A 23,811-nucleotide genomic window follows, 5' to 3' on the forward strand; every position below is an offset into this window, starting at 1 on the left:
CCAGGAGGCAGCGCCCAGGCGTTGTAAGGGGTACCCCATGATCCAGCAGTTCGAGACCATCCAGAAGGCTTCCAAAGAGAACGTCGATGCGGCCCTGAAGGCTTTCGGCGCCACCTCGAAGAGCGTGCAGACCATCGCCGTCGAGACCACCGACTATGCCAAGAAGTCCTTCGAGGCCGGCACCGCGACGCTCGAGAAGCTCGCCGGCGTCAAGACCCTCGACAAGGCCATCGAGATCCAGGCCGACTTCATCAAGACCTCGTTCGAGTCGGCCGTCGCCCAGATGACCAAGCTCGGCGAACTTTACACCGCCCTCGCCAAGGACGCCTACAAGCCGTTCGAAGGCGTCGTCGCCAAGGCCGGCCTTCCGGTCGCCAAGTAATTTGCATCAAGTGATTTGATCACCTGATGCCGGGTTGCCCGCGGGCGGCCCAGTGCGTAACAGGTTGATTTCAGGAAGCCCGGCCCTCAGGCCGGGCTTTTTCTTTGCCCGGCCGAACCCTCTCGGCCCCAGGCATTCCTCTTGCACGCCACCTTCGTGCCCCATCTGCGTGGAACGGACTGGCGGAGTGGGGCTGAGGCCTGTAAATTCGTTGGCGACGCATTATCTGCGGTGAAGCGTCAGGATTCATACCGTGAAGACATCAGCAGCGACGAGGGGCGGGGCGGGGACCGGGCAGTGCGAAGGCGCCGCCGGGCCTCGGCATGCGCCCACGGCGATGGCCGACAAGCCCAGGCGCCCCGGCCCCCCCGCCGATGGCGGCGGCCGCGACGGCACGGGCACCGCGGTCCTGACGCGCACGCGGACCCGCAAGCCCAACCTCTACCGCGTGCTTCTCCTGAACGACGACTACACGCCGATGGAATTCGTCGTGCATGTGCTCGAGCGGTTCTTCAACAAGGACCGGGCCGAGGCGACCCAGATCATGATGCACGTGCATCAGAACGGCGTCGGCGAGTGCGGCATTTTTACCTATGAGGTCGCGGAGACCAAGGTCACCTTGGTGATGGACCTCGCCCGCAAGCACATGCATCCTCTGCAATGCGTGATGGAGAAGAAGTAATCTTGGATTCGGTCACCCTTCCGGACACGAAATAGGAGCGCATCAGTGCCGAGTTTCTCGCGCAGTCTCGAACAGGCGCTTCACCGGGCCTTGGCGCTCGCCAATGAACGCCACCACGAATACGCCACGCTGGAGCATCTGCTGCTCGCCCTGGTCGACGACCAGGACGCGGCCGCGGTCATGCGCGCCTGCAGCGTCGATCTGGATACGCTCCGCCGCAATCTCGTCGATTATATCGACGCGGAGCTGACCAACCTCGTCACGGATGGCCGCGACGATTCGAAGCCGACCGCCGGCTTTCAGCGCGTGATCCAGCGCGCCGTCATCCACGTCCAGTCCTCCGGCCGCGAAGAGGTCACCGGCGCCAACGTGCTCGTCGCGATGTTCGCCGAGCGCGAGAGCCACGCCGCCTACTTCCTGCAGGAGCAGGACATGACCCGCTACGACGCGGTCAACTACATCAGCCACGGCATCGCCAAGCGCCCCGGCGCCAGCGAGAGCCGGCCGGTGCGCGGCTCCGAGGAGGAGCCCGAGCAGCAGCAGCGCGACTCGCGCGCCGACCAGGGCAATGACGACAAGGACAAGAAGAAGAAGGAGAGCGCGCTCGACGCCTATTGCGTCAACCTCAACCGCAAGGCGCGCGACGGGCGCATCGATCCGCTCATCGGCCGCGAGGCCGAGGTGCAGCGCACGATCCAGATCCTGTGCCGCCGGCAGAAGAACAATCCGCTGCTGGTCGGCGACCCCGGTGTCGGCAAGACCGCCATCGCCGAGGGCCTGGCGCTGAAGATCATCCGCGGCGAGGTGCCGGAGGTGCTGGAGGACGCGACCGTGTTCTCGCTGGACATGGGCACGCTGCTCGCCGGCACGCGCTATCGCGGCGATTTCGAAGAGCGCCTCAAGCAGGTGATGAAGGAGATCGAGGCCCACCCGAAGGCGATCATGTTCATCGACGAGATCCATACGGTGATCGGCGCCGGCGCGACCTCGGGCGGGGCGATGGACGCCTCCAACCTGCTCAAGCCGGCTCTGGCCTCGGGCAGCCTGCGCTGCATCGGCTCGACCACCTACAAGGAATACCGCCAGTATTTCGAGAAGGACCGGGCGCTAGTGCGCCGCTTCCAGAAGATCGACGTCAACGAGCCGTCGATTCCGGACACGATCGAGATCCTCAAGGGGCTGAAGCCCTATTTCGAGGAGTTCCACAAGCTGCGCTACACCAACGACGCCATCAAGGCGGCGGTGGAGCTCTCGGCCCGCTACATCCATGACCGCAAGCTGCCGGACAAGGCGATCGACGTGATCGACGAGACCGGCGCCTCGCAGATGCTGGTCACCGAGAACAAGCGCAAGAAGGTCATCGGCGTGAAGGAGATCGAGGCCGCGATCGCGACGATGGCGCGCATCCCGGCCAAGACCGTCTCCAAGGACGATGCCGAGGTGCTGCGCCACCTCGAGGACACGCTGAAGCGCACCGTCTACGGCCAGGAGAAGGCGATCGAGGCCCTGTCCTCGTCGATCAAGCTGGCGCGCGCCGGCCTGCGCGACGGCGAGAAGCCGATCGGCTGCTATCTCTTCGCGGGCCCGACCGGCGTCGGCAAGACCGAGGTGGCGCGCCAGCTGGCGTCGTCGCTGGGCGTCGAGCTGATCCGCTTCGACATGTCCGAGTACATGGAGCGCCACACCGTCTCGCGGCTGATCGGCGCGCCTCCCGGCTATGTCGGCTTCGACCAGGGCGGGCTGCTGACCGACCAGGTCGACCAGCACCCGCACTCGGTGCTGCTGCTCGACGAGATCGAGAAGGCCCATCCCGACCTGTTCAACATCCTGTTGCAGGTGATGGACCACGGCAAGCTGACCGACAATAACGGCAAGCAGGTCGATTTCAGGAACGTCATCCTGATCATGACCACCAATGCCGGCGCCGCCGACATGGCGCGGGCCGCCTATGGCTTCACCCGCTCGAAGCGCGAGGGCGACGACACCGAGGCGGTCAACCGGCTGTTCGCGCCAGAATTCCGCAACCGGCTCGATTCCGTCATCTCCTTCGGCCATCTGCCGAAGACGGTGGTGGCGCGCGTCGTCGACAAGTTCGTGCTCCAGCTCGAAGCCCAGCTCGCCGACCGCAACGTCACGATCGAGCTCTCGGACGAGGCGCGCGAGTGGCTGGTCGAGAACGGCTATGACGAGGCCATGGGCGCCCGCCCGATGGCCCGCCTGATCCAGCAGACGATCAAGACGCCGCTCGCGGACGAGGTGCTGTTCGGCCGGCTCAAGGGCGGCGGCGCGGTCAAGGTCGTGGTGGTGCAGTCGGAGACCGGCATCAAGGTGCTCGGGCTCGAATTCCCGGAAGGGCCGGTCAAGCCGCGCCCGGAGAAGGATGTCGAGGCCGCCGCCGCGAAGCGGCCCAAGCCGCGCGCCAAGGCCACCAGTGCCACGGTCAAACCCTCCGGCCTGCGCCGCCTGCCCAAGGCTGGCGCCGGGGACGGCAAGGGTGGTAGTCCGGCCGAGCCGCCCAAGGCGCCGCGCAGCGTCCGGACGGTGCCCAAGGTTCCGCTGACGAAGGCCTGAGCCCGTGTTCTTTCGACGCAAGTCTTCCTCCGCCGCCGCTCTCCAGAGCGGCGGCGAAACCATGACGAGGCCCGCCAAGGAGAAGCTCTCCTGGCTGGAGAAGCGCGACCGCCGGCGCCGCCGGCGCAAGCTGTTCGAGGAGATCCTCGGCTGGATCCTCGTCCCGGCCTTCGTCTACATGATCTATCTCGGCGTGAAGTCGGTCGGCGGCATCCCGAAGGAACTGGTCGATTTCGGTAACGAGCTGATCGGATTGGTGATGAAGGGCGGCGCTAGCCGCTGAGAGACCGCTGGTGAATTCGACTGGGTGAGGCCGTCTGACATGGCTGGCTGCGCTTCCGGTGCTCACGGACTGATGTCCGCTTCGCTCCGGTTCTCGACAACCACGCCAACCGACTTACGCCACCGAATTCCCAAACGGTCTCTGAGAGCCCGATTGGCGAGATGGCAACTGCACGCCCCACGTTGAATCTGCGTTGACGATCTACCTACTAGTTGGTAGTATACGGCAATGAGTAATTTGTCTACCAAGGCCGACGACATCCTTCGCTGCGCGCGCTCCCTGATCGTCGCTGGCGGCTACAATAGCTTCAGCTATGCCGATATTTCCAAGGTTGTCGGCATTCGCAATGCGAGCATTCACCATCACTTCCCGAGCAAATCAGATCTGGTCCGCGCGCTTATCGAGCAGTATCGGGCGGAGGCTGAAGCTGGGATCGCGGAACTGGAGCGAAATGTCTCCGATCCGCTGGAGCAACTCCGTGCCTATGTCGGCTTTTGGGAGGCTTGCATCAGGGACGCAACCGCCCCGTTTTGTGTCTGCGCTTTGCTCGCGGGCGAGATTCCGGTTCTTCCCGAAGCGGTCGTGCTCGAAGTGCGGGCGCATTTCCGGATGCTCTCGGACTGGCTCACCTCCGTCCTGGAGCGTGGCGCAACAACAGGCCGCTTCCGGCTGGCCGGGACAGCCAAGGCCGAAGCTGAAATATTCATGGCCACCGTCCATGGCGCGATGCTTTCAGCACGCGCTTACGGCGACGCGACGACGTTTGGCGCAATAACCCGTCCTTTGTTGGAGCGCATCGCTGCCTGAGACCGGAGTTTCTCGGGGGCGGTAACGCATGACCCCGATGGCTACCGACTAGTAGATAGGATCGGCTGCCCTCAGAGCTTCGGCAGCTCCGGTCTGGTTGCTCGACCCCCGCGTCCCTCTCGATGAAAGGCACTCTCTCATGTTCGGAATTTCTCCGCTTGGCTGGATTCATACGCTCGGTAGCCTGCCGGCTATTCCGGTGGCCTTTTACATGTTTGCCAGCCATGGCCGGATCGTGCCCCGCTCCAGGCTGGGCGCCGTCTACCTTATTTCCATGCTGATCGGCGCCGTGACGGTCTTCCTCGTGGCGCATCAGCCGGTCAGCTACGTGGTCGGCGCCGTGACGATCCTGTTCCTGCTTGCGGGTTATGGGGTTGAGCGCATTCTGGGCTCAGGGCGCGCAGCCAGATATGTCGAAACCATCTGCCTGAGCCTGAGTGCGTTTCTTTTGATGCTGCCGACCGTCACCGAAATTCTGCGCCGTGTTCCGGACGGCCACCCCTTCGTCACCGATTTAAGCTCGCCGCTGCTCCGCGGTGCGCAGGGGAGCCTGCTGCTCATTCTCGTTGTCGGCTTGGCAGCTCAGATCATCTACCTGGCCAGGCAGGGCAGGACCGCTGCGAGCTAATTCTCAGGCGGTTCCTTTCGATCGCTCCTCAAAGTCTGGCCGATAAAGAAGGCCCTGATCTCGCGGGTTTGAGAATTGAACACACCAGTGCCGTCATCCCGGGCAAGCGTAGCGCAGTCCCGGGATCCATCGTAGAGCGCGCAGCCTTACGATGGATCCCGGAGCTCCGCTTCGCTGCGTCCGGGATGACGGCGCGTTTGAGCCGGATGAGACATCCCTGGAACCGCACGCTACAGTCCGGCCAGCCTTTCAGGGTGAGGGCTCGAATTTTCAGTCAGACCGATTTCAACGAGCCGTTGCAGCCGTTGCAGCCCTGACCGGGCGGCGCCGGCTATCGGTTTCCCACTCGCCAGCGTCTAGAACGAGCTGCCCGCGCTTCGCCGGGCCATCGCCCGAGTCGAGATCGTCACGCGTGCAGATCCTTCCATGAGCGTATCGCCCGATTGGGGCTGGCGGCGGGTGATGCTCGCCGGCATGCGCGATGCGCTGGCGCTGCCGGCCTGGATCGTCTGCCTGTCGCTGGTCGGCGTCGGCTCGCTGGCCCGCGATGTCGGCTACCCTGTCGGGGTCGCGGTGCTCTCGACCGTGCTGGTCTGGGCCGGGCCGTCGCAGGTGCTGTTCTTCGGCTCGATCGCGGCTGGCGCCGCCTGGAGCGCCATCGCCTTCGCGATCGGCTTCGCCTCGCTGCGCTTCCTGCCGATGACGGTGACGCTGCTGCCGCTGCTGCGCCGTCCCGGGCAAGGGTTTTTTGCCCAGGCGCTGATGGCGCACTACATGGCGGTGACGGTCTGGACGGAGAGCCTGCGGCGCCTGCCGGCGATCCTACCGCACCAGCGCGTCAGCTACTATCTCGGCTTCGCCAATGCCTGCATCCTGACGAGCTCGCTCGGCACCTTCGCCGGCTACTACCTCGTCAGCGCGCTGCCGGCGCCGCTTGCGGCGGGACTGCTCTGCCTGACGCCGATCTTCTTCCTGTCGTCGCTGGTCGCCGGCATCCGCCATGGCAGCGACGCTGCCGCAGTCGCGCTCGGCTTCTGCCTCGCGCCGCTCTGCGAGCGCTTCATCGGCGGCGGCTTCGACCTGATCATCTCGGGGGTGCTCGGCGGCAGCCTCGCCTTCGGCGTCCGGCATCTGGCGGCGCGCCGGGCATGACGCAGCCCATCGCCTGGCTCGACGGGGCGCATTGGCCCTATCTCGCGCTCATCCTCTTCGCCTTCCTGCCGACCGAGATCTGGCGTTGGCTCGCCGTGCTGTTCGCGCGGCGGATCGACCCGGATTCGCCGGCGCTGGAATGGGTGAGGGCGGTCGCGACCGCGCTGCTCGCCGGCGTCGTCGCCAAGCTGGTCTTCTCACCGCCCGGCGCGCTCGCGCTTCTGCCGCTCTGGCTCAGGCTCGCGGCGCTGGCGGCTGGCCTCGCCATCGTCATCTACGACCGGCGCAAGGTGATGTACGCGGTGCTCGGCGGCGAGGTGGTGCTGATCGGCGGCGGGTGGTGGTGGTTGGGCTGATCAACCCGCCGGCGCCGCGACATGGCGCAGCTTGTCCGGGTTGCGCGTCACGTAGATCGCCTGGATCAGCCCGTCGCGGATATCGAGCGCGACCGTCTGGAGATGGCCGTCGGGGTCGCGGCTGACATAGCCGGGCAGGCCGTTGACCAGCGCCGGCTCGTAGCTCGCCGCCTTGCCCAACAGCTCGGCTTTATGCGCGAGGCTGGTGTAGAAACGCGTGATCTTGTCGATGCCGAAGATCGGGTTGAGCACGGAGATGACCTTGCCGCCGCCATCGGCATGAAGGACCACGTCCTGCGCCAGCAGCTTCTGCAGCGCTGTCGGGTCGGAGCGGTGGGCCGCTTCGAAGAAGGCTTTGGCGAAGCGGGCGGCCTCTTCCGCCGAGACCTTGTTGCGCGGCGGCGTGTCGAGCCTGACGTGCTCGCGGGCGCGCTTGGCGAGCTGGCGGCAGGCGCTCTCGCTGCGCTCGATCGTGCGGGCGATCTCGGCGAAATCCATCTCGAAGACGTCGTGCAGCAGGAAGGCGGCGCGCTCCAGCGGCGAGAGCCGTTCGAGCGCCAGCATCAGCGCGATCGGCGCGTCGAGCTCGTCATCGACAGGCTCCGCGCCGCCGAGGCTCTCGACGAGCGGCTCGGGCAGCCAGCCGCCGACATAGAACTCGCGCCGGCTGCGGGCCGATTTCATCTGGTCGAGGCAGAGGCGGGTGACGATGCGGGCGAGATAGGCCCGCGGGTTGCCGATCCCGCCTTGCTCTGCCTCGCGCCAGCGCAGCCAGGCGTCCTGGACGATGTCCTCGGCGTCGCCAACCGAGCCCAGCATGCGGTAGGCAAGCCGGGTCAGGAAGCGCCGATGGGTTTCGAACAGGTCCGGCGCAACGTTCATCCGCGCGGCCGGTCGTTGGGGTGATGCGAGCGGAAGCCGATCGCGATGCGGTTCCAGGTGTTGATCGTGCCGATCAGAAGCGTGAGCTTGACCAGTTCCTCTTCGCTGAAATGCTCGCGCGCCTCCTCGTAGTCCTCATCGGGCGCATGGGTCTGCGAGATCAGGGTCAGCGACTCCGTCCAGGCCAGCGCCGCGCGCTCGCGTGGGGTATAGAGCTGCGATTCATGCCAGGCGTCGAGCAGGAAGAGCCGGGCCGGCGTCTCGCCATCCTTGATGGCCTCGGCGGAGTGCATGTGCAGGCAATAGGCGCAGCCGTTGAGCTGCGAGGCCCGCATCTTCACCAGGTGGATCAGGCTGTGTTCGAGGCCGCTCTCCTTGAGCGAGGCTTCGAGTGCGATCAGCGGCTTGATGGAGTCGGGCGCGGCGGTATAGGGGTTGAGGCGCTTGCTCATGATGGTCTCCGCAGGGATGGTTCGACCCGGAGCGCGAGGCTGCTCCGGGCCTGCAGGTATACAGCCGAAACGGCAGGGCCGTTGCCGGCATTCTTGCAATGTCAGGCCGCTGCGACGGCCGTGTCGCGCCGGCGGTCCTGCGGATGGCGGGTGCGGAAGCCGGCATTGATCCGGTTCCAGACGTTGATCGTGCCGATCGCCACCGAGAGGTTCACGGCCTCGACTTCGCTGAAGTGCTGGCGGAGCTCGGCGTAGACCTCGTCGCCGGGAGCCGCGTCCGCAAGCCTCGTCAACGCCTCGGTCCAGCGCAGGGCGGCGCGCTCGCGCGCGCTGTAGAGCCCGGATTCCTCCCAGGCGTCGAGCAGGTAGATCCGCGCCTCGGTCTCGCCGGCCTTGCGGGCGTCAGCGGCATGCATGTGCAGGCAATAGGCGCAGCGGTTGATCTGCGATGCCCGCAGCTTCACCAGTTCGAGCAGGCTGTGCTCGAGCCCGCATTCGGCGACGTATTTCGACAGGTTGAGCACGGGCTCATAGGCGGCCGGGGCAACCTGGTAGGCATTGAGGCGCTGGGTCATCGTGGTCTCCATCATCTGCGATGAAGACAAGACGAGGCAGCCAGGCGCCGCGTGACATGCTCCTCAAAGATTTTTCAGCGCCGCGCGGATTTTCCCGGCATTGGCGCTGAGCACCTCGAGCTTTTCCATAGCGCCGCTATGGGGCTTGAGCGCAATGCCCTCGAAACGCGGCATGATATGGACATGCAGGTGGAACACGACCTGGCCGCCGGCTGACTCGTTGAACTGCTGGATCGTGACGCCGTCGGCGGCGAAGGCGCTCTTCACTGCGCGCGCCAGCTTCTGGGTCGTCAGCGCCACCGCGTTCAGCGCCTCGGGCGGCGCGTCGAAGATGTTGCGGCAGGCCATCTTGGGGATGACCAGCGCGTGGCCATCGGCGCGCGGCATGATGTCCATGATCGCGATGGTCGCGTCATCCTCGTAGAGCAGGTGCGAGGGCAGTTCGCCGCGCAGGATCTTGGCGAAGACGTTGGAGGGATCGTAGGCGGTCATGGCGGCGTCCATGCGAATGGGGATGGTGGCAGCAACCTGTCGCGGCTCCGGCTGTTGCGTCAAGGCCGCGCGGGTGCCGGGCGGTCGTGCAGGTTTTCACCGAGCGGCAGGCGCTCAGTGATCTCGGCATCGAGCACGAGGTCGTCGCGCGCGCCGAGGAGCCAGAGTTCGCGTGCTTTGAGCCGCAGGAGCGGGCGCTCCCACCAGCGCGCGAGGATATCAGCGAGCGCCAGGGCCTCGGCCGCGTCGAGATCGTCGGTCAGGTTGTAGAGGCCGACGACATAGAGATCGGTCTGCGGCCGGCCCATGGCCGATTGGATCATCTGGAAGCTGTTGGCGCCGTCGCGCCGCTCGGGATAGGCGCGCAGATAGAGCCGGCCGCGATTGATGTTGCCGGAGAACAGGCCGCGCAATTCGACCGCGACCGGGCCGAAGGCCTGGAGGGCGCCACGCTGACCGGCCGTGATGGCCGGCGGCTCCCCAATGCCGAGCGAGCCGCAGATCGTCGCGTGCAGCTTGCCGGCGCGTTTCGACAGGATGTCCCAGGCGATCTTGCCGGCGAAGGGCGCCGCCTTCAACTCGCCCTCCAGTTCGAGGAAGGCGTCGGAACGGCGCAATTCCGCATCATCGACCGGCAGTACCAGCGAATAGACGGTCGGGTGGCTGCCCATCTCGTAGAACTTGCCGCCCTGGCGCGGGATCACGCCGGGATGGTCGGGCGCGACGAGCGGCAGATGCGCGAGCCGATAGGGCTCGTCGAGCAGGAGCGGCGCACCGGGCGCGAATGCGGTGCGGCTGCGCAGATAGCCGAGTTCGGCATCGCTGCAGAAGCTCGGGGCTACGCCGCCGCCGTCATGCATCGTCGTTGCCACCCTTGCGGAACGGGCTTTCCGCCGCGAGCGTCTCCTGCGCGCTGGCGATATGGGCGTGCTCGCTGACGAGGTAGTTGGCGACGGCGCGTCGCAGGCCGCGGTCGGCGAGGTAATGGGCCGAGTGCGTGATCACCGGCCGATAGCCGCGCGCCAGCTTGTGCTCGCCCTGCGCGCCGGCCTCGACGCGGGCGAGCTTGTGGGCGATCGCGTAGTCGATGGCCTGGTGGTAGCAGAGCTCGAAATGCAGGAAGGGATGGTCCTCGATGCAGCCCCAGTTGCGGCCGTAGAGCGTGTTGGCGCCGCGGAAATTGATCGCGCCGGCGATGTAGCGCCCGGCACGCTTCGCCATCATCAGCACGATGCGCTCGCCCATCGTCTTGCCGATAGCTGAGAAGAAGGCGCGGTTGAGATAGGGGTGGCCCCATTTGCGCGAGCCGGTATCCTGGTAGAAGGCGTAGAAATCGTCCCAGACCTTTTCAGTCAGGTCGGAGCCCGAGAGCACGTCGACGGTGATGCCGGGGCTGAGCGCCTCGCGCCGCTCGCGCTTCAGGGCCTTGCGCTTGCGCGAGGCGAGGAGGCTAAGAAAGTCGTCATAGGTCGCGAAGCCCTCGTTCTGCCAATGGAACTGCAGGTCGCGGCGTTCGAGGTAGCCGGCCTCGGTGAGGGCGGCGACGTCGGGGCCCTGGGCGAAGGTGATATGGATCGAGGAGGCCTCGGTCTGGTCGCGCAGGGCCTCCAGCCCAGCAATCAGCCCGGCGCGGGTCTCGTCGGCGCGCGGGCCGTCCGCGACCAGCAGGCGCGGGCCGGTCGCCGGTGTGAACGGGGCGGAGACCTGGATCTTCGGATAATAGCGCCCGCCGGCGCGCTCATAGGCATCGGCCCAGCCATGGTCGAAGACGTATTCGCCCTGGCTATGGCTCTTCAGGAAGCTCGGCGTCGCCCCGAGCAGTTGGTCGTTCTCATCCTCGACGAGCAGGTAGGCCGGCGACCAGCCGGAGCGCCCGCCAATGCAGCCGCTTTCCTCCAGGGCACGCAGAAAAGCGTGCGATACGAACGGGTTGTCGGTATCGAGCTGAGATAGAGAATCAACGGCTTCGCAACTTGATTCAGGCGAGGCCGCCACTCCGGCGCGCGGATTGGCGCAAGCGTCCCAGGCGCTGGCCGGGATGGCTTTCAGCGAGGTCGCGACCCGGACCCTGAGGTCGCTGCGATCGCTGGTCTCGCTCAAGGACGGAAGCCCTCGAAGACCATCTGGTCCGAGTGGAGCTTGGCGCGCTCGCGATCCTCCGGGGTGCGCACGGTCCAGGCCGTCACCGGCAGGCCCATCCCCTTCTGGCACAGGAAGGGCGCGGCGCTGGGCAGGTCGGCGACCTTCCAGGACAGGAAGTCCGGCCGGCTCTCGTTGAAGTGCAGCAGGTTGGCGAGCGCGTGCTTCTGGCCGGCGTTGAGCTTGTCGTAGTCGCCGTAGGAATAGTCGTTCATCGCGACGATGCCGCGCGGGATCGCCGGCGCGAGCGCGCGCAGCGCGGCGACGATGGCGGGGTCGAAGGATTCGATCACGATCGGCTGGCCGGCGCGCTGCTTCAGGATCTCGACCGTGCGGCGGGTCAGCGCGAGGTCGCCGTCGTAGCGGCTCTTGATCTCGACCACGAGCGGCACGCGCCCGGCGATGCGGTCGAGCAGGGCGGTCAGCGTCGGGATGGTGTCACTGCCGCCCTTCAGCGCGGTGGCGCCCAGCTCCTTTGCTGTGCGCGCGTTGACGGCGCCGGTTTCGCCCGTCAGCCGGTCGAGCACGAAGTCGTGGAAGACCATGGCCTCGCCATCGGCGCTGAGCTGAACGTCGCATTCGATGCCGAAGCGCCCGGCGACGGCGCCGTCGGCCGCCGAGAGCGAGTTCTCGATGATGCCGGCGGCGACATCGTGCAGGCCGCGATGGGCGATCGGCCGGGCGGTGAGCCAGTCGAGCGAGGGTTTGGCAGGGTTCGACATCAGGCGATCTCGAACATCGCCTCGACCTCGACCGCGGCATCGGCCGGCAATTCGGCGACGCCGACGGTCGAGCGGGCATGGCGGCCGCGCTCGCCGAGCACCTGCACCATCAGGTCGGAGGCGCCGTTCATGATCGCGGGCAGGGCGGCGAAATGCGGGGTCGAGTTGATGAAGCCGCCCAGCCGCACGCAGCGCTTGATGCGGCCGAGGTCGCCGCCGAGCGCCGCCTTGGCCTGCGCGAGCACGTTGATGGCGCAGAGGCGGGCGGCCTCGAGCCCGGCCTCGTTGAAGATTTCGGCGCCGAGCTTGCCCTTATGCGCGTCGGAGAGCTTGCCATCGAGTCCGAAGCAGATCTGGCCCGAGATGACCAGCAGGTTGCCGGTGATGACGTAGGGCACGTAGTTCGCGACCGGAGCGGCCGGCGCGGGCAGGGTGATGCCCAGGGCGGCAAGATTGGCTTCGATTTCGCTCATGGGTCGCTCCGGCTCTCGAGTCGGGAGGTTGATGAATGCCGATGCGGCCGGGAAGCCTTCGGCGTGATCCTTGCACCTCCTTACATGGCCGATGGGCGTGGCTCCCGCAAGCGCAGGCATGGTCGTGGCCGGGTTGCACGGCAGGCGCCTTCGCTCACGTTTGCAGGAGCGGGCCCTGTGCCTTGTTTGCGCCATTGCCGCATTGCACTAGGTTCAGTGAGCGACGCATCAGGACGAAGAATGCCATGATCAGAAGCGGGTTGCGCCTTACCGGGTCGACGAGTGTTGCAGCCGTGCTGCTGACGGCGTTTGCCGCCCATGCGGAGGACAAGCCGGCCGACCGCGTCGTGCTGGCGCCGCACCGGGCCGTCTACGACCTCGTGCTCGACGATAGCAAGGCCGCGAAGACGATCGAGGCGGCGCGCGGGCGCATCGCCTTCGACTTCACCGGCGATGCCTGCGAGGGCTATGCGCTCTCCTTCCGCCAGGTGACGCAGCTCACCAGCGAGGGCGGGCCGCGCACGATCGACGCGCGCACCACGAGCTTCGAGGCCGGCGACGGCCAGAGCTACCGCTTCAAGACTGAAAGCTCGGCCACGGGCTCCCCGGCCGAGACCGTCGACGGCACGGCGAGCAAGTCGGAAGGCGCGGGTTACGAGATCAAGCTGAAGGCGCCCAAGGCCGAGACGCATCGCGAGGCCGTCGATGCGCTCTTCCCGAACGCGCAGATGAAGGGTGTGATCCTGGCGGCGCGCGCCGGGCAGCACACCTATAATGTCCGGCTCTATGACGGCGCCAATAGCGGCAAGGAGGTCTATGACACGCTCTCCGTGATCGGGAAGCGCATCGAGACCGAGCCGAGCGAGGAACCACTGAAGCGGCCCGAATTCGAGAAGATGGCGCGCTGGCCGGTGACGATCTCTTATTTCAAGGTCGGTTCCGGCCAGGACACGCCGAACTACACGATCACGTTCGAGCTCTACGAGAACGGCGTCACCGGCGCGGTGAAGATGGATTATGGCAGCTTCGCGCTGCGCGGCACGCTCACGCGTCTGGATCTTCTGCCCCAGCAGGCTTGCGCGAAGTAGCCGATGGCGGGCGCTGCGGCGCCCGCAGGCTCAGGCCCCGGCCGATCGCGGCGTCGCCGAATTTGGCGCGCAGGGAATCAAGCGCGCCCTCCATCGCCTTCAGACGCGGTGTCGCGACATCGGCGAGGTCGCCATGGTCGGCCGCCTCGGGCGGGCTGAAATCGCTCGCGCCGATGCCGATCAGCCGGTAGCGCGGGCCAGTGCATTCGCGCTTGAGCAGGTCGCGCCCGGCGGCGAAGAGGCGCGCCGCGAGCTGCGTCGGCTCCGGCAGGCGGCTGGCGCGGCTGATGATGTGGAAGTCGGCGGTCTTCAGCTTCAGGGTGATGGTCCGGCCCGCAAGCTGTTGCGCCTTCAGGCGTTTCGAGGTCTTCTCGCAGAGCCGCCAGAGGATCGGCTCCAGCTCGTCGAATTGCGAGAGGTCGATATCGAGCGTGGTCTCGCTGGAGACGCTCTTGGTCTCGTGGTCCGGCGTGACCTTGCGCGCGTCGATGCCGTTGGCGAGGTTCCTCAGGCGCGGCCCGTCCTTGCCGGCCAGCCGGAACAGGTTCTCGACCGGGGCTTCGCGCAGGTCGCCGATCAGCTTGAAGCCGGCCTCCGACAGCTTGGAGGCGCTGACCTGGCCGATGCCGGGGATCAGCGAGATCGGCTTGTCGGCCAGGAAGGCGACGGCCTCGGCCTGGCCGATGATCGAGAATCCGCGCGGCTTGTCGAGGTCGGAGGCGACCTTGGCGAGAAACTTGGCATAGGAGAGCCCGACCGAGATGGTGATGCCGACCTCGTCCTCGATCTTATGGGCGAAGCGCGCCAGCGTCAGGGCGGGACTGGCATGATGCAGCAGCTCGGTGCCGGCGAGATCGAGGAAGGCCTCGTCGATCGAGAGCGGCTCGACCAGCGGCGTCAGCTCCTGCATCAGGCGGCGGACCTGGCGGCCCACGGCAACGTATTTCGCCATGTCGGGCTTGATCACGATCGCCTCGGGGCAGGCCTTCAGCGCCTTGAACATCGGCATGGCCGAGCGGACGCCATAGGTTCGGGCGATGTAGCAGCAGGTCGAGACCACGCCGCGCTTGCCGCCGCCGATGATCACCGGCTTGTCGAGCAGAGAGGGGTCGTCGCGCTTCTCGATCGTGGCGTAGAAGGCGTCGCAGTCGATATGGGCGAGGCTGAGCGCATCGCGCTCGGGATGGCTGATCAGTCGCGGCGAGCCGCAGGCGCGGCAGCGCCGCGCCAGGCCGTTCTCGCCGTCATCATCGGTGAGGCAGTCGCGGCAGAGCGCGCGCCGGCTGGCCGAGCGCTGTGCGCCGCCGCTCACGGATCATAGCCCGTCGGAGTGCCGGCAAGGGATTCGCGTGCTCGCACCACGATTTCCGGATTCAGGCTTAAATTTCCGGCAAACTCCAGCAGCAGCGATTCGTTGCTGCAGAGGTGTTCGAGCACGGCGGCGAGAAAGCCCGGTTCGCCGGCTGCAGCCCGCAAAGTGTCGGGTCCGAGCCCGGTTGTGGCCAGAAACGGCTCCAATCGCTCGGGTTCCGAGGCAAGGAAGCCGAGCGCGCGCAGCGCGAGGGTCTCGGCATCCGGGTAGGCGGTCGGGCGGGGCATGGTCGGTCCAGACGGTATTCGGTTTGCGTTTCGTCAACAGCTCGCGTGCTAGCTATCATCGAACGAGGCCGCCAGCTTGGGAAGCCCGGACCGACCGGGCAAGCGTCAGATCGCGGAGGAGGCGGCATGCCAAAGACAGTTCTGATCGTCGAGGACAACGAGCTCAACATGAAGCTCTTCAACGACCTCCTCGAAGCGCACGGCTATGCCACGCTCAAGACCGCCGACGGCATCGAGGCGATCGAGCTCGCGCGCACCCACCATCCCGACCTGATCCTGATGGACATCCAGCTGCCGGAGGTCTCGGGGCTCGAGGTCACCAAATGGATCAAGGAGGATGACGCGTTGAAGTCCATCCCCGTGATCGCCGTCACCGCCTTCGCGATGAAGGGCGACGAGGAGCGGATCCGGGAGGGCGGCTGCGAGGCCTATCTCTCGAAGCCGATCTCCGTCGCCAAATTCCTGGAGACCGTCCGCGCCTATGCCGGCGCAGCCTGAACAGCCGAAAGCCTACCCATGTCCGCCCGCGTCCTTGTCGTCGACGACATCCTGATCAACGTCAAACTGCTCGAAGCGAAGCTGTCGGCCGAGTATTTCGACGTGGTCACGGCCCTGAACGGGCTTGATGCCCTGGCGATCTGCGAGCGCGGCGAGGCCGATATCGTCCTGCTCGACGTGATGATGCCGGGCATGAACGGGTTCGAGGTCTGCCAGCGCCTGAAGAGCGGGCCGAACACGGCGCATATCCCCGTGGTGATGGTGACCGCGCTCGACCAGCCGAGCGACCGCCTGAAGGGGCTCGATGCCGGTGCCGACGACTTCCTGACCAAGCCTCTCGACGATACCGCGCTCTTCGCCCGCGTGCGCAGCCTGGTGCGGCTGAAATCGGTCACCGATGAATTGCGCAACCGCGCGCTCGCCTCGCGCCGGCTCGGCATCGCCGATCCGCTGGCGGCTGCGGCCTCCGAGACCGGGCTGAACGGCCGCATCCTGCTGATCGAGGACCGACCGGCCTCGCAGGAACGGCTGTCGACCGCGCTCTCGGCCTTCCATGTCGTCGATGTCGAGGCCGATCCGCACCAGGCGCTGATCAAGGCGGCCGAGGGCGAGTACGAGGCCGTGCTCGTCAGCCTCGACCTGCAGGACCATGACGGCCTCAGGCTGTGCAGCCAGCTGCGCTCGCTGGAGCGGACGCGCGACGTGCCGGTGCTGATGCTGGGCGAGGCCGACGACCGCGCCCGCATCCTGCGCGGGCTCGAGATCGGCGCGCATGACTTCCTCGTCCGCCCCGTCGACCGCAACGAGCTGCTGGCGCGGGTGCGCACCCAGGTGCGCCGCAAGCGCTTCACCGAGAGGCTGCGCGACAGCGTGCAGTCCTCGATGGAGATGGCGGTGATGGACCAGCTCACTGGCCTGCACAACAGGCGCTATCTCGACACCCGCACTGCGGTGCTCTTCGATGAATCGGTGCTGCGGGCGCGCTCGCTGGCGCTGCTCGTGCTCGATGTCGATCGCTTCAAGACGGTGAACGACACCTGGGGCCATGATGCCGGCGACGAGGTCCTGCGCGAATTCGCCGACCGCGTCCGCGCCTGCACCCGCGGCATCGACCTCGTGGCCCGGATGGGCGGCGAGGAGGTCGTGGTCGTGCTGCCCGACACCACGCTGGAGGCGGCCCATGCCGTGGCCGAGCGCATCCGCGAGCGGGTCGAGGCCGAGCCCTTCAGCATCCACCGCAACGCGCGCGCGATCTCCGTGACGGTCTCGATCGGCGTCGCCAGCCGCCGGGCTGGGGACGCCTCGCCGGCCGAGATGGCGAAGCGCGCCGACGACGCACTCTACCGGGCCAAGGAGAGCGGCCGGAACCGCGTCATCGTCGCCAGCGCGGCTTAGCCGTGCCCATCACCTTACCTTTGGTTAGGCGGTAAGGTTAAGCTTCGATGAAGATTGGTGAATCACTCGATTCGATTGCTTTCGGAGGGCGGGCTTGTAGGGTCGCTTCAACGCAGTTCCGACGAGGAACTGGTTGAGACGCCCCTCGGGTGCTCAGGTCCGCCGCATCTCCTGGGAAACCGGAGGGCTCGGCCGGTCGGTATCGGGATTTCTGGCCTCATCAGACCCCGAAGCCGACCGGCCACCCTTTTCCAAATTCAGCGATTGTCCAAACTCAGCCCTCGTCCTGAGGAGCGCGAAGCGCGTTTCGAAGGATGCTCCAGGAGGTTCGGAAGCCCTCTGGAGCATCCTTCGAGACGCCGCTAAAGCGGCTCCTCAGGATGAGGGCTGAGGGTATTGCTGCTTTCAGAAGTAGCGCGAGAGCCAGGCCGGCAGGGCGTAGCCGAGCACGCCGAAGCCCGCGAGCAGTCCGAGCAGCAGCAGCGCCGACTTGATGCGATGCGTCGCGAAGCGCGACGAGTCGAGCTCGACCAGCAGCTTGAGGAAGCTTCGCAGGGGCCCATGCAGCGGGGCGTGAGCCCCAGGTTTCTGATCGCCGCTCACACGGCCTCTCCTCGAATGACAGCAGCAGCAAATGGGGACGGGCGGTCGCGTCTGCCAGTAGGGCAGGCGCATGATCTTATTGGACGCGGCATTTTGCGCCAGTCGCCCTTCGAATCACCAGGTCGAGCAATAGCGGGATGCGGCCGCCGGGGACCTCGTCCTAAGTGCTTGGTTTAGAATCAGTTTCGAGTGCTCGGCGGAAACGGCCCGATTCCCCGGCCGCACAAGCGCCGCGCGACTTCGGCTCCACGGCGGAAGCGTCGTGATCCGATTTTCGGCAGGCGCATGTTGCGTTGCAGCATAATCGGGCACCGGGAATCGCGGATCATGATATCCTGATGACGATTCGCATCCGCCTTTGGGCTGATGCGAAGAGGCTGGCCTGGCATCCTCAACCGTGGAGCGACCCATGCGTATCATCGCATTGGCGCTCTGCCTGGCGACTACCCCGCTTGGCGGAGGGCCTGTCTACGCGCACAGTTGGTACCCGTATGATTGTTGCAGTGATCGCGACTGTTGGCCGATGGGGCTCGACAGCGACGCGCGCGAGCCCGATCCCCGCCTCGTACCGGGCGGCTACCTGACCTACGACGGCGTTTTCGTGCCCGAGGGCTCGACGCGCGCCTCACTCGACGGGCGCTTTCACATTTGCCGGCGGGGCGGGACCCTCACCGGCACGGTGATCGCGCCGGCGCAGAAGCCGATCTGCCTGTTCGTGCCGAAGCCGTCCTACTGAGGCATGATGCCGAAAAGTGGATTCCGGTTTTCGGCATCATGCCCCTGGCTTAAGGCGGCTGCGGGCAGGGCGTAAAAGAAAAACCGCCCGGCTAGGGGCGGTTCTTCAAACTTGGCTATGCCGCGAAGGGCAACCCGAGATCACTTGATCTTGGTTTCCTTGAACTCGACGTGCTTGCGCGCGACCGGGTCGTACTTCTTCTTCGACATCTTCTCGGTCATCGTGCGGGAGTTCTTCTTCGTCACGTAGAAGAAGCCGGTATCCGCCGTCGACAGGAGCTTGATCTTGATGGTCACGGCCTTGGCCATGGGTTCCGTCCTCGAGCCTTGCGGGCCGAGATGGCCCTAAAAACAAAATGGCCGGGCAAACCCGGCAAACCGATCGGGGGGAAATGCCGCAACAGGGCGGCGAAGTCAAGACAGAACGGACGAAGCGGACAATCTGTCCTGCTTCCCCGTTCAGTCTCGCCTTGCCGAGGCCGCGGCCAGCAGCGGCAGCAGGAAGAGCGCGACGCTAAGCGAGAGGCCCCAGCGCATCGACCAGTCGAGCCCGAGCCCGATGATCGGCGGGCCGAGCATCAGCCCGACATTGTAGAGCAGCAGGAAGGCGGCATTGGCGCCGGCGAGGTCACGGCCGGTGAAGCGCGCGGCGAGATGGGCGAGGCCGACGGTGTAGAGCCCGCCGACGATGCCGCCCCAGAGGAAGAGCACGGCGTAGAGCGGCCAGGGGCCGGCCTGCTGCGCCAGCGGGATGGCGAAGGTGCCGGCAAGGCCGAGCAGCGCGATCGCCAGCAGCAGGCGCGATTTGCTGACCCTGTCGGCGAGCAGGCCGATCGGCACCTGCAGCGCGACATTGCCGAGCGCGACCGCGCTGATCAGGAGCGCCGCCGTCTCGGCGTCAAGCCCGTGGCGCATGCCGTAGACCGGCAGCAGCGCGAAGCCGCCGGCCTCGACCGCACCGAAGCCCGCTCCGGCCGCCGTCGCCATCGGCAGGGCGGTGAGATAGCCAAGCAGCGAATGGCCCGACCCGGCGTCGAGCCGGGGCAGGAGATGGCGGGCGAAGGCAAGCGGCAGGCCGGCCAGCAGGAAGATCAGCCCGCCCGCCAGGTAGGGCGGCCAGCCGGAGGTGCCGAACAGGCCGAGCAGGGCCGGCCCGGCGGAGAAGCCGAGCGCCAGCACGGTGGCGTAGACGCCCATCACCAGCCCGCGCCGCTCGGGCGGGGCGCTCGCCGCGATCCAGTATTCCGAGAGCACGAAGAGCGTACCGAGCGCGGCCGAGAACAGGAAGCGGATCGGGAACCAGGCGAGGAGGTCGAAGAACAGCCGGAAGCCGAGAAACGAGAGCCCCGTCAGGAGGATCGAGAGCGCCAGCAGCCGGCCGATGCCGACGCGCGCGGCGATTCGCGGCACGAACGGGATGATCAGGATCGAGGCCAGGCCGGCAATGGCGGTGTTGAGGCCGATGACCGTGCCAGAGACGCCCATGCGCTCCATCTCGATGGAGAGCAGCGGCAGCGTCAGGCTCAGGCCCAGCCCGACCATGCCGGCCAGCAGAATGGCGGCGGCGATCGATCCCGCCTGCTCGCGGCCGGTCAAAGCCCGGGCATGCATCGCGGCCTAAAGCTCTTCGCGCACGAAGCTGCCGTTCTTCTCCCAGAAATAGGGCACGGGCAGGTAGGGAGCGAAGCCGGCCTCCAGCCTGGCCTCGACCTCCTTGATGATCGCCTTGGTGATGGTCGGCAGGTCGAGTTGCAGCGCTTCCTCGAAATCGACCCAGACCAGCTCGATCAGCTCCGAATCGGGGCTGATGACGCCTTCGACCTTGGCGCCGACGGCTTCCGAATCGATCGCGAAGAAGCGGGTGTCGAAGCGCTTGGGCCGGCGCGGCGGCGTCACGGCGCGGGCGACGAAGGTGACGGCGCCGAGATCGGGATAGACGCCATGGCCGGCGAAGTCGGTCCAGGTGCCGGGCGGCGGGCTCTCCGGGATGCCGAACTCGTTCGAGCCGAAGAGCAGGCCGGTCTCCTCGAAGGTCTCGCGAATCGCGGCGAGGGCCAGCGCGCGGGCCTTGCTGGGGGTCGAGCGCGGGCTGCGGGCCATCAGCCTGTCCTCGCAGATCTGGCTGAGCACGCCCGTCGCGGCCATGCGCCGGTCGGTGGGGTCGATGCGGCCGCCGGGGAAGACGAACTTGCCCGGCATGAACTTGTGGCCGAGATGGCGCTTGCCCATCAGCACGCGCGGCTTCTTGCCGGTGCGGTCGAGGATCAGCATGGTCGCGGCATCGAGCGGGCGCAGGTTGACCGCGACGCGGGCGCGCTCGGCCTGGGTCAGCATGACGGCGTTGTCGTTCACGGGCGTGATCCAGGTGAGGCGCCCGGCTGGCGCTCGGGCAGGTCCGGCGTTCCGTCGAAGCCGTGCATGCGCAGGGCCCATTGCAGGCCGATGACGCCGCCCTTGACCGGCTGCATCAAGGCGAGCGCCAGGATGATGGTGAGCGGCACCCAGACGGCCATGTGCAGCCAGAGCGGCCAGTTGGCGTATTTCTCGGCCAGCACGAGGCCGCCGACGACAATATGGCCGACGATGGTGATGACGATATAGGGCGGCAGGTCGTCGGCGCGCTGGTGGTAGAGCGCCTCGCCGCAGGATTCGCAGATGTCGACCGGCTTGAGGAAGGCGCGGAAAAGCTTGCCCTGGCCGCAGGAAGGGCAGCGGCAGCGCAGGCCGCGGCTGATCGCCGGGCGCCAGTCGCGCCCGCTAGGCCGACTGACGGAATGGTGGATCTGAACCGACATCACCGCCTCTTGCCGGGTTTCGCCTTGCCGGGTCTGGCCTTGGCTCTGCCCGCCTTGCCGAAGGGCGCGACGCCCTTGGGCCGGCCTGACAATGGCGGCTTCGGGCCGCGTCTGCCAGAGCGGTCCGGTGTCACATGCCTGCCCTCGGAGAGCAATTCGAAGCGCAAGGCGCCGGCGACGGGGGCGGCCTCGACCAGCTTGACGTGGACGCGGTCGCCGAGGCGCCAGCTCTCGCCGGTGCGCTCGCCGATCATGGCATGGGCCGCCTCGTCGTAGCGGTAGTAGTCCGCACCCAGCGTCGAGGCCGGGATGAAGCCGTCGGCGCCGGTGCCGTCGAGCTTCACGAACAGGCCGGCGCGGTTCACCCCGCCGATACGGCCGTCGAAGCTGGAGCCGATCTGGTCGGCGAGGAAATGCGCGATCAGCCGGTCGGTGGTCTCGCGCTCGGCCGCCATGGCGCGGCGTTCGGCCGCGGAGATGCGGGTCGCGACCTCGCGCAGCGCAGCCAGCGTCGCCGATTTCGGCAGGCCGTCATCGCCGAGCTTGAGCGCGGAGATCAGGCCGCGATGGACGACGAGGTCGGCATAGCGCCGGATCGGCGAGGTGAAATGGGCGTAGCGCCGCAGGTTCAGGCCGAAATGGCCGTAATTCTCGGCGACATACTCGGCCTGCGCCTGGGTGCGCAGGATGACCTCGTTGAGGAAGAGCTCGTTCTCCGAGCCCTTGATCATCGCCAGGATGCGGTTGAACAGGGCCGGCTGCAGCACGCCGTCCTTGGGCAGCTTGATGCCGACAGAGGCCAGGACCTCGCCGAGCGAGCGCATCTTCTCCAGCGAAGGCTCGTCATGGCAGCGATAGATCAAGAGGCTGCCGGCCTTCTCCAGCGTCTCGGCGGCGGCGACGTTGGCGAGGATCATGAACTCCTCGATCAGCCGGTGCGCCGCGAGGCGATCAGGCGTGATCACCCGGTCGACCTTGCCGTCGGGATTGATGACCAGCTTGCGTTCGGGCAGGTCGAGTTCGAGCGGCTGGCGGGTGTCGCGGGCGCGAGCGGCGCTGCCATAGGCGGCCCAGAGCGGCATCAGGATCGAATCGCGGATCGGCCCGGTGGTTTCGTCCGGCTTGCCGTCGATGGCGGCCTGCGCCTGCTGGTAGGAGAGCTTGGCGGCCGAGCGCATCAGGATGCGGTGGAAGCTATGGCTCTTCTTGGAGCCATCAGCCTTGAGCACGAGACGCACGGCCAGCGCCGGCCGATCCTCGCCGCCGCGCAGCGAGCAGAGGTCGTTCGAGATGCGCTCCGGCAGCATCGGCACGACGCGGTCGGGGAAATAGACCGAGTTGCCGCGCTCCAGCGCCTCGCGGTCGAGGGCCGAGCCCGGCTGGACGTAAGACGCGACATCGGCAATGGCGACGGTGACGATGTGGCCGCCGGGATTGGCCGGGTCCACGTCGGGGGCGGCATGGACCGCGTCGTCATGGTCCTTGGCGTCGGCCGGATCGATGGTGATCAGCGGCAGTTCGCGCCAGTCCTCGCGGCCGGCGGTGCTGGCGGGACGGGCCGCTTCGGCCTCGGCGATGGTCGCCGGCGCGAATTCGTTGGGGATGCCGTGGGCGTGGATCGCGATCAGGCTGACGGCGCGCTCCGACTTCAATGAGCCGAGCCGCTCGCGCACGCGTGCTTCGGGCGGGCCGAAGCGGCTTTCGCTCCTGAGCGCGACCGAGACGAGGTCGCCATCCTGGGCCTCGCCGGTCTGGCCCTTCGGGATCAGCGCCTCGCGCCCCTGCGCCTTCTTGTCGATCGGGATCAGCCGGCCGGAGCCGTCGGGCAGGGCGCGGAAGATGCCGAGCACCTGCGCCTTGCCCTTGCCCATGATCTTCAGGATGCGGCCGGAATAGGAGTAGTCGTCGACGCCCTTGAGCCTGGTGAGCTTGAGCAGGGCGTGGTCGCCGACGCCGGCGGCGGGCGCGGCGCTCTTGTGCTTGCGGAACTCGGCGCGCGGGCGCTCGACCAGGATGCGCGGCGGCACGCCCTGGTCGGCCTCGTTCCATTCGAGCGGGGCCGCTATGAGGTCGCCGTCGCGGTCGCGCGCCTTGATCTCGCAGAGCATGACCGGGGGCAGGGCGCCGCGCGGATGGACAGGGCGCTCCTCGCCGTCGCCGCTGGTCGCGCCTTCTTCGTCGAGCTCCTTGAGCAGGCGCTTCAGCCAGATCTTGCCGCCGCCCGAGAGGCCAAAGGCCTTGGCGATCTCGCGCCGGCCGGTCTCGCGGCCGGCTGCGCGCTCGGATTCGATGAAGTCGAGGATCGCCTCGCGGCTGGGTTCAGGCGCGGGCGATGACACGGGCGAAACTCGTCTGGACGGGGCAATGCAAAGTCGACACTCGCCTTCTTTGCCATGACGGCCGGACGCGCGCCAGAAGTGCTATGGCAGAACCGCCCCCTGAAACGAGAAGGGCCGCCCTTGCGGGCAGCCCTTCCATTGTCGAACCGCGGCCCGGCGAACC

The 23,811-nt window shown here is 67.0% G+C and carries 28 protein-coding genes; 12 read left to right on the top strand and 16 right to left on the bottom strand.

The window, feature by feature from the left end; translation table 11 throughout:
- The first annotated feature begins 37 nt into the window (after positions 1–37).
- The 8 genes from DWF00_RS11625 (at position 38) to DWF00_RS11660 (ending at position 6,861) form a co-directional block, all read left to right on the top strand.
- Positions 38–382 (top strand): phasin family protein, encoded by a 345-nt coding sequence (locus DWF00_RS11625; RefSeq protein WP_114827712.1) that lies wholly within the window; start codon positions 38–40, stop codon positions 380–382.
- Positions 383–719: 337 nt separating this feature from the next.
- Positions 720–1,064: an ATP-dependent Clp protease adapter ClpS gene (gene clpS / locus DWF00_RS11630; RefSeq protein WP_114827713.1), complete on the top strand. Its 345-nt coding sequence runs from the start codon at positions 720–722 to the stop codon at positions 1,062–1,064.
- A gap of 45 nt (positions 1,065–1,109) precedes the next feature.
- Positions 1,110–3,635 (top strand): ATP-dependent Clp protease ATP-binding subunit ClpA, encoded by a 2,526-nt coding sequence (gene clpA / locus DWF00_RS11635; protein ID WP_114827714.1) that lies wholly within the window; start codon positions 1,110–1,112, stop codon positions 3,633–3,635.
- 61 nt (positions 3,636–3,696) lie between these two features.
- The gene (locus tag DWF00_RS11640; RefSeq protein ID WP_114827715.1) at positions 3,697–3,918 is read left to right on the top strand and encodes a hypothetical protein; all 222 of its coding nucleotides are present in this window, start codon (positions 3,697–3,699) and stop codon (positions 3,916–3,918) included.
- Positions 3,919–4,146: 228 nt separating this feature from the next.
- Positions 4,147–4,725 (top strand): TetR/AcrR family transcriptional regulator, encoded by a 579-nt coding sequence (locus tag DWF00_RS11645; protein WP_114827716.1) that lies wholly within the window; start codon positions 4,147–4,149, stop codon positions 4,723–4,725.
- Positions 4,726–4,864: 139 nt separating this feature from the next.
- Positions 4,865–5,353, top strand: coding sequence for a hypothetical protein (locus DWF00_RS11650; protein ID WP_114827717.1), 489 nt, complete (start codon positions 4,865–4,867; stop codon positions 5,351–5,353).
- 426 nt (positions 5,354–5,779) lie between these two features.
- Entirely contained in the window at positions 5,780–6,505 is a 726-nt protein-coding gene (locus tag DWF00_RS11655) for an AzlC family ABC transporter permease (RefSeq protein WP_114827718.1), read from the top strand.
- Positions 6,502–6,861, top strand: a complete 360-nt coding sequence (locus DWF00_RS11660) for an AzlD domain-containing protein (RefSeq protein ID WP_114827719.1) — start codon at positions 6,502–6,504, stop codon at positions 6,859–6,861. The genes DWF00_RS11655 and DWF00_RS11660 overlap by 4 nt, the downstream gene beginning before the upstream one ends.
- Here the strand turns inward: DWF00_RS11660 and DWF00_RS11665 are convergent, their stop codons facing one another.
- From DWF00_RS11665 to DWF00_RS11700, 8 genes are all read right to left on the bottom strand, one after another.
- Positions 6,862–7,743, bottom strand: a complete 882-nt coding sequence (locus tag DWF00_RS11665) for a sigma-70 family RNA polymerase sigma factor (protein WP_114827720.1) — start codon at positions 7,741–7,743, stop codon at positions 6,862–6,864. It lies immediately after the preceding gene.
- Positions 7,740–8,195 (bottom strand): carboxymuconolactone decarboxylase family protein, encoded by a 456-nt coding sequence (locus tag DWF00_RS11670; protein ID WP_114827721.1) that lies wholly within the window; start codon positions 8,193–8,195, stop codon positions 7,740–7,742. The genes DWF00_RS11665 and DWF00_RS11670 overlap by 4 nt, the downstream gene beginning before the upstream one ends.
- Before the next feature lie 101 nt (positions 8,196–8,296).
- Complete coding sequence (locus DWF00_RS11675; protein WP_114828025.1) at positions 8,297–8,770, bottom strand: carboxymuconolactone decarboxylase family protein; 474 nt, start codon at positions 8,768–8,770, stop codon at positions 8,297–8,299.
- 63 nt (positions 8,771–8,833) lie between these two features.
- Entirely contained in the window at positions 8,834–9,262 is a 429-nt protein-coding gene (locus DWF00_RS11680) for an HIT family protein (protein WP_114828026.1), read from the bottom strand.
- Positions 9,263–9,321: 59 nt separating this feature from the next.
- Complete coding sequence (locus DWF00_RS11685) at positions 9,322–10,122, bottom strand: hypothetical protein (protein ID WP_114827722.1); 801 nt, start codon at positions 10,120–10,122, stop codon at positions 9,322–9,324.
- Positions 10,115–11,362, bottom strand: a complete 1,248-nt coding sequence (locus DWF00_RS11690; protein ID WP_245973836.1) for a GNAT family N-acetyltransferase — start codon at positions 11,360–11,362, stop codon at positions 10,115–10,117. The genes DWF00_RS11685 and DWF00_RS11690 overlap by 8 nt, the downstream gene beginning before the upstream one ends.
- Positions 11,359–12,123, bottom strand: a complete 765-nt coding sequence (locus DWF00_RS11695) for a glycerophosphodiester phosphodiesterase family protein (protein ID WP_114827723.1) — start codon at positions 12,121–12,123, stop codon at positions 11,359–11,361. The genes DWF00_RS11690 and DWF00_RS11695 overlap by 4 nt, the downstream gene beginning before the upstream one ends.
- The gene (locus DWF00_RS11700; RefSeq protein WP_114827724.1) at positions 12,123–12,596 is read right to left on the bottom strand and encodes a RidA family protein; all 474 of its coding nucleotides are present in this window, start codon (positions 12,594–12,596) and stop codon (positions 12,123–12,125) included. The genes DWF00_RS11695 and DWF00_RS11700 overlap by 1 nt, the downstream gene beginning before the upstream one ends.
- 245 nt (positions 12,597–12,841) lie before the next feature.
- Between DWF00_RS11700 and DWF00_RS11705 the strand changes: the two genes are divergently transcribed.
- A complete protein-coding gene (locus DWF00_RS11705; protein ID WP_114827725.1) occupies positions 12,842–13,684 on the top strand; it encodes a cell envelope integrity EipB family protein in 843 nt (280 codons plus the stop codon).
- On the opposite strand, the gene DWF00_RS11710 is transcribed toward DWF00_RS11705, so the two are convergent.
- Both DWF00_RS11710 and DWF00_RS11715 read right to left on the bottom strand, forming a co-directional pair.
- Positions 13,641–14,996 (bottom strand): DNA polymerase IV, encoded by a 1,356-nt coding sequence (locus DWF00_RS11710; protein ID WP_114827726.1) that lies wholly within the window; start codon positions 14,994–14,996, stop codon positions 13,641–13,643. The two genes, DWF00_RS11705 and DWF00_RS11710, sit on opposite strands and share 44 nt — an antisense overlap.
- Positions 14,993–15,283, bottom strand: coding sequence for a DUF3572 domain-containing protein (locus DWF00_RS11715; protein WP_114827727.1), 291 nt, complete (start codon positions 15,281–15,283; stop codon positions 14,993–14,995). The genes DWF00_RS11710 and DWF00_RS11715 overlap by 4 nt, the downstream gene beginning before the upstream one ends.
- A 126-nt stretch (positions 15,284–15,409) precedes the next feature.
- Here DWF00_RS11715 and DWF00_RS11720 point away from each other — a divergent pair, with 126 nt between their 5' ends.
- Positions 15,410–15,781, top strand: a complete 372-nt coding sequence (locus DWF00_RS11720; protein ID WP_114827728.1) for a response regulator — start codon at positions 15,410–15,412, stop codon at positions 15,779–15,781.
- A gap of 18 nt (positions 15,782–15,799) precedes the next feature.
- Positions 15,800–17,176 (top strand): PleD family two-component system response regulator, encoded by a 1,377-nt coding sequence (locus DWF00_RS11725; RefSeq protein ID WP_114827729.1) that lies wholly within the window; start codon positions 15,800–15,802, stop codon positions 17,174–17,176.
- A 405-nt stretch (positions 17,177–17,581) separates the two neighbouring features.
- On the opposite strand, the gene DWF00_RS11730 is transcribed toward DWF00_RS11725, so the two are convergent.
- The gene (locus tag DWF00_RS11730) at positions 17,582–17,779 is read right to left on the bottom strand and encodes a hypothetical protein (protein WP_114827730.1); all 198 of its coding nucleotides are present in this window, start codon (positions 17,777–17,779) and stop codon (positions 17,582–17,584) included.
- Between the two features lie 523 nt (positions 17,780–18,302).
- Here DWF00_RS11730 and DWF00_RS29425 point away from each other — a divergent pair.
- A complete protein-coding gene (locus DWF00_RS29425; RefSeq protein ID WP_181832496.1) occupies positions 18,303–18,515 on the top strand; it encodes a hypothetical protein in 213 nt (70 codons plus the stop codon).
- Between the two features lie 140 nt (positions 18,516–18,655).
- On the opposite strand, the gene rpmG is transcribed toward DWF00_RS29425, so the two are convergent.
- The 5 genes from rpmG to rnr all read right to left on the bottom strand — a co-directional run bounded on the left by rpmG (position 18,656) and on the right by rnr (position 23,648).
- Positions 18,656–18,823, bottom strand: a complete 168-nt coding sequence (rpmG, locus tag DWF00_RS11740) for a 50S ribosomal protein L33 (RefSeq protein ID WP_038367996.1) — start codon at positions 18,821–18,823, stop codon at positions 18,656–18,658.
- Between the two features lie 150 nt (positions 18,824–18,973).
- A complete protein-coding gene (locus tag DWF00_RS11745; protein ID WP_114827731.1) occupies positions 18,974–20,125 on the bottom strand; it encodes an MFS transporter in 1,152 nt (383 codons plus the stop codon).
- Positions 20,126–20,131: 6 nt separating this feature from the next.
- Positions 20,132–20,866, bottom strand: coding sequence for an NUDIX hydrolase (locus DWF00_RS11750; protein ID WP_245973837.1), 735 nt, complete (start codon positions 20,864–20,866; stop codon positions 20,132–20,134).
- Positions 20,863–21,309, bottom strand: a complete 447-nt coding sequence (locus DWF00_RS11755) for a DUF983 domain-containing protein (RefSeq protein WP_114827732.1) — start codon at positions 21,307–21,309, stop codon at positions 20,863–20,865. The genes DWF00_RS11750 and DWF00_RS11755 overlap by 4 nt, the downstream gene beginning before the upstream one ends.
- Positions 21,309–23,648 carry a ribonuclease R gene (gene rnr / locus DWF00_RS11760; RefSeq protein ID WP_245973838.1) on the bottom strand — a complete coding sequence of 780 codons (2,340 nt, stop codon included), beginning with the start codon at positions 23,646–23,648 and terminating at the stop codon, positions 21,309–21,311. The genes DWF00_RS11755 and rnr overlap by 1 nt, the downstream gene beginning before the upstream one ends.
- Positions 23,649–23,811: the final 163 nt, after the last annotated feature.

Source organism: Allobosea caraganae, from assembly GCF_003351345.1.
In the GTDB taxonomy this organism is placed as follows: domain Bacteria; phylum Pseudomonadota; class Alphaproteobacteria; order Rhizobiales; family Beijerinckiaceae; genus Allobosea; species Allobosea caraganae.

What these genes read in the sequence shown, in the direction of transcription:
- DWF00_RS29425 (WP_181832496.1), top strand. Translation starts at nt 18,303, where the DNA reads ATGGGGCTCGACAGCGACGCGCGCGAGCCCGATCCCCGCCTCGTACCG.
- DWF00_RS11680 (WP_114828026.1), bottom strand. Translation starts at nt 9,262, where the DNA reads ATGACCGCCTACGATCCCTCCAACGTCTTCGCCAAGATCCTGCGCGGC.
- DWF00_RS11670 (WP_114827721.1), bottom strand. Translation starts at nt 8,195, where the DNA reads ATGAGCAAGCGCCTCAACCCCTATACCGCCGCGCCCGACTCCATCAAG.
- DWF00_RS11625 (WP_114827712.1), top strand. Translation starts at nt 38, where the DNA reads ATGATCCAGCAGTTCGAGACCATCCAGAAGGCTTCCAAAGAGAACGTC.
- clpS (WP_114827713.1), top strand. Translation starts at nt 720, where the DNA reads ATGGCCGACAAGCCCAGGCGCCCCGGCCCCCCCGCCGATGGCGGCGGC.
- DWF00_RS11685 (WP_114827722.1), bottom strand. Translation starts at nt 10,122, where the DNA reads ATGCATGACGGCGGCGGCGTAGCCCCGAGCTTCTGCAGCGATGCCGAA.
- DWF00_RS11725 (WP_114827729.1), top strand. Translation starts at nt 15,800, where the DNA reads ATGTCCGCCCGCGTCCTTGTCGTCGACGACATCCTGATCAACGTCAAA.
- rpmG (WP_038367996.1), bottom strand. Translation starts at nt 18,823, where the DNA reads ATGGCCAAGGCCGTGACCATCAAGATCAAGCTCCTGTCGACGGCGGAT.
- DWF00_RS11660 (WP_114827719.1), top strand. Translation starts at nt 6,502, where the DNA reads ATGACGCAGCCCATCGCCTGGCTCGACGGGGCGCATTGGCCCTATCTC.
- DWF00_RS11675 (WP_114828025.1), bottom strand. Translation starts at nt 8,770, where the DNA reads ATGACCCAGCGCCTCAATGCCTACCAGGTTGCCCCGGCCGCCTATGAG.
- DWF00_RS11645 (WP_114827716.1), top strand. Translation starts at nt 4,147, where the DNA reads ATGAGTAATTTGTCTACCAAGGCCGACGACATCCTTCGCTGCGCGCGC.
- DWF00_RS11705 (WP_114827725.1), top strand. Translation starts at nt 12,842, where the DNA reads ATGATCAGAAGCGGGTTGCGCCTTACCGGGTCGACGAGTGTTGCAGCC.
- DWF00_RS11715 (WP_114827727.1), bottom strand. Translation starts at nt 15,283, where the DNA reads ATGCCCCGCCCGACCGCCTACCCGGATGCCGAGACCCTCGCGCTGCGC.
- DWF00_RS11655 (WP_114827718.1), top strand. Translation starts at nt 5,780, where the DNA reads ATGAGCGTATCGCCCGATTGGGGCTGGCGGCGGGTGATGCTCGCCGGC.
- DWF00_RS11755 (WP_114827732.1), bottom strand. Translation starts at nt 21,309, where the DNA reads ATGTCGGTTCAGATCCACCATTCCGTCAGTCGGCCTAGCGGGCGCGAC.
- DWF00_RS11695 (WP_114827723.1), bottom strand. Translation starts at nt 12,123, where the DNA reads ATGTCGAACCCTGCCAAACCCTCGCTCGACTGGCTCACCGCCCGGCCG.
- DWF00_RS11665 (WP_114827720.1), bottom strand. Translation starts at nt 7,743, where the DNA reads ATGAACGTTGCGCCGGACCTGTTCGAAACCCATCGGCGCTTCCTGACC.
- DWF00_RS11650 (WP_114827717.1), top strand. Translation starts at nt 4,865, where the DNA reads ATGTTCGGAATTTCTCCGCTTGGCTGGATTCATACGCTCGGTAGCCTG.
- DWF00_RS11720 (WP_114827728.1), top strand. Translation starts at nt 15,410, where the DNA reads ATGCCAAAGACAGTTCTGATCGTCGAGGACAACGAGCTCAACATGAAG.
- DWF00_RS11745 (WP_114827731.1), bottom strand. Translation starts at nt 20,125, where the DNA reads ATGCATGCCCGGGCTTTGACCGGCCGCGAGCAGGCGGGATCGATCGCC.
- DWF00_RS11700 (WP_114827724.1), bottom strand. Translation starts at nt 12,596, where the DNA reads ATGAGCGAAATCGAAGCCAATCTTGCCGCCCTGGGCATCACCCTGCCC.
- DWF00_RS11640 (WP_114827715.1), top strand. Translation starts at nt 3,697, where the DNA reads ATGACGAGGCCCGCCAAGGAGAAGCTCTCCTGGCTGGAGAAGCGCGAC.